This is a genomic window from Pseudomonas saxonica, assembly GCF_007858365.1.
In the GTDB taxonomy this organism is placed as follows: Bacteria; Pseudomonadota; Gammaproteobacteria; order Pseudomonadales; family Pseudomonadaceae; genus Aquipseudomonas; species Aquipseudomonas saxonica.
Genome location: NZ_VFIO01000010.1, coordinates 159,379 through 166,467 on the forward strand (window position 1 = coordinate 159,379; position 7,089 = coordinate 166,467).

Genomic DNA, 7,089 nt, shown 5'->3' on the forward strand with positions numbered 1-7,089 from the left:
GGTGCTAAGCGGGTTGCAAGACGGCGCGAACATCGTCCGCGGGCTTGGGTTTGGTCTTGGCAAAGAACACAATGATTGCCGCCAGAATGGATGTACCGGCCAGCCCGTAAAGACCGCCTTGAATGGAGCCGGTGGTCTGTTCCAGAAAGCCGAACGTGGTGGGGGCAACAAACCCGCCCAGGTTGCCCACCGAATTGATCAGCGCGATAACCGCCGCAGCGATGCGCGCATCCAGATAAGCCTGTGGAATCGGCCAGAACAGCGCCGAAGCCGATTTGAAACCGATGGCGGCGAAGCAAATTGCGATAAAGGCAAAGATCGGCCCTCCGGTGGTCGACAGGAACATGCCCAGCGCGGCAATCAGCAAGGCCGCGGCGATCCACGCCTGCTGGTATTTAAAGCGGCTGGCCAGAGACGCGAATGCATACATGGCAAGGATCGAAATCAACCACGGAATCGAGTTGAAAAGACCGACCTGCATATCGCTCAGGTCGCCCATTTTCTTGATGATGCTCGGCAGCCAGAAGGTCGCGGCGTAGATGGTCAACTGAATGCAGAAATAGATCGCGCAGAACAGCAAGATCTGGCGGTCTTTGAGCAACTTGAACACGCTCGGCTTGACCGTGTTGACGGCATCGCGCTCGCGCTGTTCGCGGTCAATTTCATTGACCAGCGCATCTTGCTCGGCGCGGCTGAGCCACGTGGCGTCATGGGGTTTGGAATCCAGCCAATACCAGACAAAGCCACACAGCAGCACCGAAGCCATGCCCTCAATGATGTACATCCACTGCCAGCCGTGCAGGCCCAAACCGTTGATTTGCAGCAACAGGCCGGACAGCGGGCCAGAGATCAGCGAGGCCAGCGCAGAACCGCTGAGGAAAATGGCAATTGCCTTGCCGCGCTCGGCGCCGGGCAGCCAGCGGGTGAAGTAATAAATCACCCCCGGGAAAAAACCGGCCTCGGCCACGCCGAGTAAAAAACGCAGGATATAGAAGTGGGTTTCGTTCTGGATAAAGGCCATCAGGGTGGCCGTGATGCCCCAGGTGAACATGATGCGGGTCAGCCAGATACGCGCCCCGACCTTTTGCAGCAGCATGTTGGAGGGCACTTCAAACAGTGCGTAACCAATAAAAAACAACCCGGCACCAAAGCCATAGGCTGCTGCGCCAATTCCCAGATCATGCTCCATGTGCGTGCGCACAAAGCCGATGTTGACCCGGTCGATGTAGTTAACGATAAACATGATGACGAAAAGCGGCAGGATATGGCGCTTCACCTTGTGGATCGCGCGCGCCAGAACGGGTTCGATGGCGGGCGCAGCAGACACGTTTTCGGAAGTATTCACAGAGCTTAACCCCACTGATTATTTTTATGCGGGTTGGTGTGTGCTGAAGGCATGGCCTGCAGTTGACGGACATCATACGACTTGATTTTTAGGCAGGCAATGCTCTTTTAGAGCTCATTACAGGCTTTTTTGCTGTATTCAAGCGTGTGTGGTGACTGGAAAAGAGAAGGGGTGATTCGGTTATTTCCACTTGTCATACATGTTGGGGCGGGGTTGAATGGCCCGTATCACCCACAGGGAACCTCTATGGACGACTCCTCGATACGCAAACGCTCGCAAGGCCTTGCCCATGACATCGTGGCTGAGTTGACTCAACGGATTTTGTTGGGCCAATTGGCGGCGGGAGAGAAACTGCCCTCCGAATCGGCCATCGTGCGCGAGCATGGCGTCAGCCGAACGGTGGTGCGTGAAGCCATTTCCAGAATGCAAGCGTCGGGGTTGGTCGAAACCCGCCATGGGATTGGTACCTTTGTGCTGGCACGCGACCCGCGCCAGGGCTTGCACCTCAAGCGCGATACGGCAGACAGCGTGCGCGGGATAATTGAATTGCGCATGGGGCTTGAGACCCAGGCGGCGGCATTGGCGGCCCGGCGGCGCACTGAAGGGCAATTGCAGCACATGCGTGAAGCGCTGGATGACTACCAGCGTTCTTTGGCCAACAACGACAGCAGTGTCGAGGCTGATATGCGCTTTCACAAACTGATTGCCCAGGCGACGGGCAATAGCTATTTCACCGATATCATTTGCCAGCTGGGCCGTTCGGTGATCCCGCGTACCCGCCTTGATGCGGATGAGCGGGGGGATGCTGATTTAACGCAGCTTGGGCAGATGGCCGTGATCGAGCATGAAGCCATTTTGCAGGCGATCCGCCGGCAAGACCCCGATGCGGCGCGAGCGGCCATGCTGCTGCACCTGAGCAACAGCCTTGAGCGCATGGCGGTGGATTGATGTAGGTATCGCGGGCCGCGCCGATGGAAACCTGTAGCAGCTGTCGAGGAACGAAGGCTGCGTTCGATGGCGCAGCCGTCGTAAAACCATTCAAACCGGTCCATCAGATAAACCTCGTTATGCGGTTAACGATCGCTTCGCGACCGAACGCAGCCTCGCGCTGCTCGTCAGCTGCTACGAGACTTTGCGTTCTCCTGATTGGCCGGACACTGATTAGGCTGAGGGACTTTTCACACTGGCAGCGTGCTATCGTGCTCACCTTTTTTCAGGGAGATTTTCAATGCGAATGCTGATTGGCGTGATGAGCGTGGCCTTGCTGGCCGGTTGCGTTTCACCGGCAATGGATGATGCACGTGCCAAGCCTGCAACGCGGGTCTTGGCGTCTGCCAAACCCACGCCACTGGTTGCGGAGTGCATCAAGTTTTCATGGCAGGATGAAAACGTCTTCGGCGTGGACGCCAGCGCCTACATCAACACTGAAAAATCCGGTCAGTTGACGGTCTACACCCGCAACGCCGAATCCTTCGCCGATCTGCTGCCACAGGGCACGGGCACGGCGGTCAGTTATTACGCCAAACAACCTGACGACAGTTCGGCCATGCGCCGTCTGGCGATGTTGGCCACATGCTTGTAATCACTGTGCAATGGGCCTGAGACACGGCTTTGTACTGACCCGGCACTGGCGTGATACCCCGTCAGGCATCGAGGTTGAATTCTGGCTCGCCACCGATGCCGGGCCACAACGCGTGCGCCTGCCTTATCAGACCTGCAATGCGTTTATTCCGTTGGCGCAACGCGATCAGGCACACGCGCTGCTCAGCGAAGAGCGTGATATCGAGCTGCGTGAGCTGGCGCTGTGTGATTTTCAGTCGCGGCCCGTAGTCGGCGTATATTGCCGTCAATACGCGCAATTGCTCGATATTGCCCAACGTCTGCGCCGCGCCGGCATCGATGTGTACGAAGCCGATGTGCGCCCTGCGGAGCGTTTCCTGATGGAGCGCTTTATCACCGCGCCTGTCAGTTTTGGCGCGGGCTCTGAGGTCGATGGCGTATTGCTCAACACCCGGATAAAACCGCATCCCGATTACCGGCCGCGTTTGAAACTGGTGTCACTGGACATCGAGACCAGCGCTCACGGCGACTTGTATTCCATTGCGCTGGAAGGCTGTGGTCAGCGTCAGGTGTACATGCTGGGCAAAGCCCTTGATACCGACACAGCGGTCGACTTCGACCTTGAATTCTGCGCCACCCGTGGTGACTTGCTGCACAAGCTGAACCAGTGGATGGCCGAGCATGATCCTGACGCGATCATTGGCTGGAATGTGGTGCAGTTCGACATGCGCGTGTTGCACGAGCATGCACGGCGGTTGGGCATTCCGTTGCTGTTGGGGCGCGGTCGCAGTGAAATGCAGTGGCGCGAGCACGGCACGCGCAACAATCACTTCTTCGCCAGTGCGCCGGGCCGACTGATTATCGACGGCATTGAATCCCTGCGTTCAGCAACCTGGTCGTTTCCCTCATTCAGTCTTGAAAACGTCGCGCAGACGCTGCTGGGCGAGGGCAAGGACATCAGTACGCCGTACCAGCGCATGGATGAAATCAACCGCATGTTCGTCGAGGACAAGCCTGCGCTGGCGCGTTACAACCTCAAGGATTGCGAGTTGGTGACGCGCATCTTCGAGAAAACCCAACTGCTGACTTTTTTGCTCGAGCGCGCCTCGGTGACGGGGCTGGAGGTTGATCGCAGCGGCGGTTCGGTGGCGGCGTTTTACCATCTGTACATGCCGTTGATGCACCGTCAGGGGTTCGTCGCGCCGAACGTCGGCGCCAACCCGCCTCAGGCCAGCCCCGGTGGCTTTGTCATGGAGTCTTCGCCGGGCTTGTACGAGTCGGTGCTGGTGCTCGATTACAAGAGCCTGTATCCGTCGATCATTCGCACCTTTCTGATCGACCCGCTGGGGTTAGTCGAAGGGCTGCGTGAACCGGGCGACGAAACCTCTGTGCCGGGCTTTCGCGGGGCGCGTTTTTCGCGCACCCGGCATTGTTTGCCGGCGATCATCGAGCGCGTTGCCAACGGCCGAGAAGTGGCCAAGCGGGAAAAAAATGCGCCGTTGTCGCAAGCCTTGAAGATCATCATGAATGCCTTTTACGGCGTCTTGGGTTCCAGCGGTTGCCGTTTTTTCGACACGCGGCTGGCGTCGTCCATCACCTTGCGCGGGCATGAAATCATGCTCAAGACCCGTGCCCTGATCGAAGCGCAGGGTTTCAGCGTGATCTACGGCGACACCGACTCCACCTTCGTCTGGCTGCGCAGTGAACACAGCGAAGAAGATGCAGCGCGTATCGGTCGCGAACTGGTGCAACACGTCAACCAGTGGTGGCAAGCCCACGTGCGTGACGAGTACGGATTGACCAGCGCGCTGGAGCTGCAGTTTGAAACCCACTACAGCCGCTTCTTGATGCCGACTATCCGAGGCGCCGAGGAGGGCAGTAAAAAGCGCTACGCAGGCTTGGTGGTGCACCCGGACGGGCAGCGCGAGATGGTCTACAAAGGCCTTGAAACCGTGCGCAGCGACTGGTCGCCGCTGGCCCAACAGTTTCAGCGGGCGTTGTACCTGCGCATCTTCAACCGCGAGCCGTATCAAGACTACGTGCGCGAGTTTGTGCGCGACACCTTGGCGGGCGTACACGACGACCTGCTGATCTATCGTAAACGCCTGCGTCGACCGCTCAGCGACTACGAGCGCAATGTGCCGCCCCACGTGCGGGCGGCGCGGTTGGCCGATGAATTCAACGACCAGCAACAGCGTCCGCGCCAGTACCAGAACGGGGGGTACATCAGCTACGTGATCACCCTGGCCGGGCCGCAGCCGCTGGAGAACCGTACCGCCGAAGTGGACTACGACCACTACCTGACGCGCCAACTGCAACCGGTGGCGGATGCCATTCTGGTGTTCGTTGACGACGACTTCAGCGCCTTGGTGGGCGGCCAGATGGGATTGTTTTAATCCTGAGTAGCGGCCTTTGAGCGGGCGCGATCTTTGGCGGCCTTGGCTTCGGCGGCCAGGCACTCCATGCAAAACTGCTCGGCGTAGCTCATCAGGATTTCGGTGCTCTCACCTTTGATAATGCGCTCGCCGGCGAGGATATAGCGCATGCGTTTCTCGGTGACGCCGATGCGCTGGGCAATCCAGGCGGGGGTTTGGCCGATACGGTCGACCAGTTTGTTGGCGTATTCGGTGGAGTGGTTGTAGCGCTCAGCGTTGGGAAACATAGGGGTTCCATGGGGCGGGGAAATAAAGCCGGACGGCAGGTTACTCCTTTTTGTTGCAGTCGCCTGTTTTTAAACGGGTGGACTGATAAGAGGCAGCCTGAAATCGGTTGCTTGTAACGAGGGAGGTCATGATATTTCCAGTGCCTGGATGTATAAAAAGGGTGCTTATTGATCGGGCTTCCAGTCTGGCCTCTCTGCGTCATAACCTTGGGTTGGATGAGGCGGAAGAGGATGGTCTTTCATTAAGTTGGGGAAACGTATGTCGGGGTCTGATTTTAATTGTGTCCGTAGATCAGTGTAGAATTTTTTCAGTTCCTCATCTGGGCTATACCACATTGCCATATGGGGTGGGGACTCTTTCTCAAAAACTGTCGTCATTATCAGTGATGCCAAGTTGTGCCCTTGCGATAATGCTAGTTGATAGTGTTTCAGGGCAATTGGGAAGTTACTTTTGACAATTTCGTAATAAGACCCTAGCTCATAGTAGGCTTGCCCATATCCTTGATCCGCAGCGCATTGCGTATACTGAAGCCCGAGTGAGTCTTTATTTCCTATATATATATGTTGCTTGCCGAGTTCTGTGAGGGCGGCAGGATTGCCCATCCTCGCGGCCTTGTCCAAAAATGTCAAACCATCCGTGGCTGGGTTTTTAACACCGGCCCTATTCCCAATGATTGCCCCCATATTATAAAAACCTTGTGGGATATTAAGATCAATCATGCGCTGATACAGATCGATAGCTTTCTGGGTATCTTTTTCTACACCCCCAGGCCACCCTGTACGATAGAGGGCTGCCAAGTTATGCATGGCTTTCCAGTGATCTCGTTCTACAGCTTTGCTATATAACTCAACGATGCGATCCCAAGGTCGTAAAGTGTCCGGCTTTGCCAGTTGTGCGGCTTCTCTGTACCAAGCGTCGGCTAAAGGATCGAGTGAAGGTAAATAGTCCTTTTCATGAACGCATACAAAAGGTTTAAAGTCAGCCATCGCTTGACCTCCATGGGTTAATAAAATAGTCAGGGCGATATTGTTTAAAAAAGGCATTAGTCCACCGTAAATGCTGGACTGTAGGGTGTAGTTATGTCCCAGAAACGCTGTAGATGTGACTTAAGCGGGTTGCCTTTTATCCGTGCTTTCCAATTTTTATCCATTTGCTCAGTCCAAAAATCGAAATTATCTTGAGTTGAAGATTTTAATGGGCCCGCATGCATCCCCCACAACTTCTCCCTTAAAGACTTCGCTAACACCGGATGTGGGTGCGCAATCCCCAATTCCGAGTCGCTGTGCATACTGCGGATATTGATATTGGCGGAGCTGAGCAAGGTATATACGTCATCTACCAACAGCAGTTTTGAATGCACGTAGATGTTTTTATATCGGGCTTTAGTTACTGGTGCGTTGAGCTGGGCTTCAGTCTCGGCCGACATGGGCAGAGGCGGTGCACTTCCCGGAGCCGGGTCGCTGGTGGCGAGGGTCGCAATGATGATTTTCAGGCCGGGGATTTCCCTGAGTTCGTACGGCT

The 7,089-nt window shown here is 56.2% G+C and carries 7 protein-coding genes; 3 read left to right on the plus strand and 4 right to left on the minus strand.

The features are described from left to right. Positions 1-4: 4 nt before the first annotated feature. Positions 5-1,345 carry an MFS transporter gene (locus FJD38_RS20495; protein ID WP_122783622.1) on the minus strand — a complete coding sequence of 447 codons (1,341 nt, stop codon included), beginning with the start codon at positions 1,343-1,345 and terminating at the stop codon, positions 5-7. Positions 1,346-1,591: 246 nt separating this feature from the next. Between FJD38_RS20495 and FJD38_RS20500 the strand changes: the two genes are divergently transcribed. The 3 genes from FJD38_RS20500 (at position 1,592) to FJD38_RS20510 (ending at position 5,301) form a co-directional block, all read left to right on the plus strand. Further along, positions 1,592-2,293 carry a FadR/GntR family transcriptional regulator gene (locus tag FJD38_RS20500; protein WP_146387185.1) on the plus strand — a complete coding sequence of 234 codons (702 nt, stop codon included), beginning with the start codon at positions 1,592-1,594 and terminating at the stop codon, positions 2,291-2,293. Between the two features lie 280 nt (positions 2,294-2,573). Next, positions 2,574-2,927, plus strand: a complete 354-nt coding sequence (locus FJD38_RS20505) for a hypothetical protein (protein WP_146387186.1) — start codon at positions 2,574-2,576, stop codon at positions 2,925-2,927. Between the two features lie 10 nt (positions 2,928-2,937). Then, positions 2,938-5,301 (plus strand): DNA polymerase II, encoded by a 2,364-nt coding sequence (locus tag FJD38_RS20510; RefSeq protein WP_146387187.1) that lies wholly within the window; start codon positions 2,938-2,940, stop codon positions 5,299-5,301. On the opposite strand, the gene FJD38_RS20515 is transcribed toward FJD38_RS20510, so the two are convergent. The 3 genes from FJD38_RS20515 to FJD38_RS20525 form a co-directional block, all read right to left on the minus strand. Continuing rightward, positions 5,298-5,567 (minus strand): hypothetical protein, encoded by a 270-nt coding sequence (locus tag FJD38_RS20515; protein WP_122783618.1) that lies wholly within the window; start codon positions 5,565-5,567, stop codon positions 5,298-5,300. The two genes, FJD38_RS20510 and FJD38_RS20515, sit on opposite strands and share 4 nt — an antisense overlap. A 165-nt stretch (positions 5,568-5,732) precedes the next feature. Next, a complete protein-coding gene (locus FJD38_RS20520; protein WP_244302778.1) occupies positions 5,733-6,611 on the minus strand; it encodes a tetratricopeptide repeat protein in 879 nt (292 codons plus the stop codon). Beyond that, positions 6,611-7,089 (minus strand): phospholipase D-like domain-containing protein (locus FJD38_RS20525; protein WP_341874142.1); only part of this gene is annotated, 479 nt, incomplete at its 5' end. The genes FJD38_RS20525 and FJD38_RS20520, both read right to left, overlap by 1 nt.

Coding starts and splice junctions, on each gene's coding strand:
- FJD38_RS20500 (WP_146387185.1), top strand. CDS start 1,592: ATGGACGACTCCTCGATACGCAAACGCTCGCAAGGCCTTGCCCATGAC.
- FJD38_RS20505 (WP_146387186.1), top strand. CDS start 2,574: ATGCGAATGCTGATTGGCGTGATGAGCGTGGCCTTGCTGGCCGGTTGC.
- FJD38_RS20510 (WP_146387187.1), top strand. CDS start 2,938: ATGGGCCTGAGACACGGCTTTGTACTGACCCGGCACTGGCGTGATACC.
- FJD38_RS20515 (WP_122783618.1), bottom strand. CDS start 5,567: ATGTTTCCCAACGCTGAGCGCTACAACCACTCCACCGAATACGCCAAC.
- FJD38_RS20520 (WP_244302778.1), bottom strand. CDS start 6,611: ATGCCTTTTTTAAACAATATCGCCCTGACTATTTTATTAACCCATGGA.